The 3,381-nt window shown below is 74.4% G+C and carries 4 protein-coding genes; all 4 read right to left on the reverse strand.

Annotation, left to right across the window (positions count from 1 at the left end):
- Positions 1 to 860, reverse strand: an 860-nt coding sequence (locus ACOJTC_RS15635) for a sulfite exporter TauE/SafE family protein (RefSeq protein ID WP_420117425.1), incomplete at its 3' end; no start/stop codon positions are given.
- On the reverse strand, positions 857 to 1,456 hold the full coding sequence (locus ACOJTC_RS15640) for a rhodanese-like domain-containing protein (protein ID WP_420117426.1): 600 nt from the start codon (positions 1,454 to 1,456) through the stop codon (positions 857 to 859). The genes ACOJTC_RS15635 and ACOJTC_RS15640, both read right to left, overlap by 4 nt.
- A 37-nt stretch (positions 1,457 to 1,493) precedes the next feature.
- Positions 1,494 to 2,894, reverse strand: coding sequence for a rhodanese-like domain-containing protein (locus tag ACOJTC_RS15645; RefSeq protein ID WP_420117427.1), 1,401 nt, complete (start codon positions 2,892 to 2,894; stop codon positions 1,494 to 1,496).
- 125 nt (positions 2,895 to 3,019) lie between these two features.
- Positions 3,020 to 3,289, reverse strand: coding sequence for a metal-sensitive transcriptional regulator (locus ACOJTC_RS15650; protein WP_204926517.1), 270 nt, complete (start codon positions 3,287 to 3,289; stop codon positions 3,020 to 3,022).
- Positions 3,290 to 3,381 lie beyond the last annotated feature (92 nt).

Below are 3,381 nucleotides of genomic sequence, written 5' to 3' on the forward strand. Positions count from 1 at the left end.
CGGCCGACGCCGGCCGGGACACGTCGGGCGCAGGTCAGTGCGGCGAGCGTTGCGCCGGCCGCGAGGCCGGCGAGGCCGGTCCAGAGCGCCGGGTCGGCCCGTACCCAGCCGGGTCGTTGCCCCACCAGCACGAAACCGCCCATGACCAGGACGAACCAGCCGAACGACCGGCGCAGGACGTCGGCCGGCACCCGGCTGGTGAGCCGCCCGCCGAGCAGGCTGCCGAGCACGGCGGCGGCGGTGACGGCGAGCGCCAGCGGCCAGTGAATGTCGACGGTCCAGAGATAACCGGCGAGACCCGCGAACGACTTCATCGCGATCACCACCAGCGAGGTGCCGATGGCGACCGGCATCGGCAGGCCGCCCAGCAGCGCCAGCGCGGGCACCACCAGGAACCCGCCGCCGGCCCCGACGAGGCCGGTGACCAGCCCGACCACCGCCCCGTCGGCGAGCACCCGGGCCAGGGGCAGTTGGGGTGGCGCGGTGCCTCCGGCGACCCGCCGGCCGCGGATCATGGCGGCGGCGGTGGCCAGCATCATCACCGCGAATCCGGTGAGCAGGAGCGTCGGCGGGAGGTGACCGGCCAGCCGCCCGCCGACGTACGCCCCGGCCATGCCGGCGAGCCCGAACACCAGCCCGGTTCGCCAGCGGACCCGGTGTGCCCGCGCGTGCGGCAGCACCCCTACGAGGCTGGTGACGCCGACGACGAGCAGCGAGGTGGCGATGGCCTCCCGGGCCGGCAGGTCGGCGACGTAGACCAGCAGCGGCACGGCCAGGATGGAACCGCCGCCGCCGAGCAGGCCGAGGCTGACGCCGATCAGCACGGCCAGCCCGAGGGTCAGCGGCAGGGTGGCGCTCACCCCTGCCGTCCGGTGTCACCGCGTAGCTGGGCGACGACACCGTCCAGGTCGCATCCGACGCCCCGGTTGTAGGGCAGCCGGCCCAGCAGCATGCCCATGGCACAGGTGTCGGTGAGGGCGGCGACGGTGAGCCCACCGCCGATCAGCGCGGCGATCCACTTCAGCCCCGGCACCAGCACCGAGCCGAGGATGCTGACCAGCACGATCGACCCGGCGACGAGGCGTACCTGCCGTTCCAGGTCCCAGCGGGGGGTGCCCCGCCGTACGGGTGCCGACGTCTTTTCCCAGGCGAGCATGCCGCCGTCGAGGACCCGCAGGTGGGGCAGGCCGGCGGCGGCGAGCGCCCGACCGGCCTGGCCGGCCCGCGCGCCGGAGCGGCAGATCAGCACCACCTCCTCGTCGAGGTGTCGCCGCAGTTCGTCGCGGTGTTCGCGGAGCAGGTCGAGCGGGACGTTGTAGGCGCCGGGGATGTGCGCGGTCTCGAACTCGGCCGGGGTGCGGACGTCCAGCAGGCGGGGTGCCCGGCCGGAGTCGACCAGGGCACGTAGGGTGCCGGCGTCGACGGTGGCCTCGCGGGTGGGGTCGGTACGGTCCATCTCTCCTCGTTTCGGGGTCCGCCGCAGCGGGGGTGGGTCAGGCGGGGGTGGTCAGGGTGAGGCCGGCGGGCGCGGCCCGGTCGAACCGGTCGTCGACGACGACCACCGTCCGGCCGGCGTTGGCCAGCAGGGACGCGGCGGCACTGGCCCGGTAGCCGGAGCCGCAGTGCACCCAGATCGTCCCGGCGGGGATGTCGGCGAGCCGGGCCCGCAGGTCGGGCAGGGGCACGTGGACGGCGTCGGTGAGGTGCCCGGCCCTCCACTCGTTGGTCATCCGCACGTCGAGGACGACCTGCGGGGCGGGCAGTCCGGCGGGCGGGTTCCCGGCGCGGGCGGCGGCCAGGGCCGCGAAGTCGGCGGTGGGCTGCTCGCGGAGCTGGCCGGGGTCGGCGGCCCACCGTTCGGGGCCGCCGGTGGCCTGGGCGGCGGGCCGGTCGATGCCGATGCGGGCCAGTTCCCGCTGGGCGTCGGCGATCTGTTCCGGGGTCTCGGCGAGCAGGGTCAGCGGGGCGCCCCAGTCGATCAGCCAGCCGAGCCAGGTGGACATCGGCCCGTCGAGGCCGAGGCTGACCGTGCCGGCGAGGTGCGCGGCGGCGTACGCCTTGCGGTGCCGCAGGTCGACCACCCACTGCCCGGCGGCGATCCGTTCGCGCAGTTGCCCGGCGTCGGCGCGGGTGGCCGGGGTGAGGTCGATCGGCGTCGGGCCGGCGGCGTTGGCGGCTCCCATGTGCGCGTAGTACGCGGGGTGGGCGTCCAGGCCGGCGAGGATGTCGGTGACGAAGTCGTCGGCGGCGAGCCGGAGCACCGGGTTGACCTGCCGCTCCCGGCCGATGGTGGAGTCGGGGGCGTCGGCCTGGGTGGCGGAGCAGAAGCTGCCGAAGCCGTGGGTGGGCCAGATCTGGGTGCCGTCGGGCAGCAGGTCGGCCAGCCGCCGGGCGGAGGCGTGCTGGTGGTGGGCGAGTTCGTGGGCGTGCTGCTGGCCGAGCAGGTCGGTGCGGCCAGTGGTGCCGAAGAGCAGGGAGCCGCCGGTGAACACGCCGACCGGCTGCCAGCCGCCGTCGGTTGCGGTGTCCAGGACGTAGGACAGGTGGTGGAAGGTGTGGCCGGGGGTGGCGACCGCCCGCAGCCGCAGGGTGTCCGACACGGGCACCTCGTCGCCGTCGTCGACCGGGGTGCGGGGGAAACCGACCTGGTCGGCGGCGGCCACCAGGTACTCGGCCCCGGTGAGCCGGGCGAGTTCCCGTCCGCCGGAGACGTAGTCGTTGTGCAGGTGGGTCTCCACCACGTGGGTGATCCGGACGTCGCGCTGGCCGGCGAGGCGCAGGATGCGGTCGACGTCGCGCTGCGGGTCGACCACGACCGCGGTCCGGCCGTCGGAGGCCAGGTAGCTGCGGTCGCCGAGGGAGGACGTGCTGAGCACCGTCACCTCAACAGTCATGACAAACCTCTCTTTCGCTTATACCCCTGGGGGTATGTAACGGACAGACGGGTGTTCGTGTTCCGGGGTACGGAGTACCCGCCAGGAGCGCACTCAGGCGGGCCGGGCGGGATGCCGTTCGCGGGTCAGGCCAGCGCCAGGAAGAGCTTCTCCAGCTCAGCCTCGGTCATCTCGGGAGTCTCACCGCGCCCACGCGCCGCGTCGCAGTGCCGCATCCCGGAGGCAATGATCTTGAAACCGGCCCGGTCGATGGCCTTGGAGACCGCCGCGAGCTGGGTCAACGCCTCCCGGCAGTCCTCGCCGTTCTCCATCATCTCGATCACGGCGTTGAGCTGACCCCGGGCCCGCTTGAGCCGGGTCAACGCGTCGCCGGTCATCTCCGGTCGCAGTTTCACGGTGCACCTCCTGCCACCAACATACCCCTGGGGGTACCCGAACCGCCACCCGCCCGAAACGGCCGCGGGGGGCCCCCCCCCGGGGACGGGGG

The sequence above is a fragment of the Micromonospora sp. genome (genome assembly GCF_048594385.1).
GTDB lineage: Bacteria > Actinomycetota > Actinomycetes > Mycobacteriales > Micromonosporaceae > Micromonospora > Micromonospora wenchangensis.

What these genes read in the sequence shown, in the direction of transcription:
- ACOJTC_RS15640 (WP_420117426.1), bottom strand. Translation starts at nt 1,456, where the DNA reads ATGGACCGTACCGACCCCACCCGCGAGGCCACCGTCGACGCCGGCACC.
- ACOJTC_RS15645 (WP_420117427.1), bottom strand. Translation starts at nt 2,894, where the DNA reads ATGACTGTTGAGGTGACGGTGCTCAGCACGTCCTCCCTCGGCGACCGC.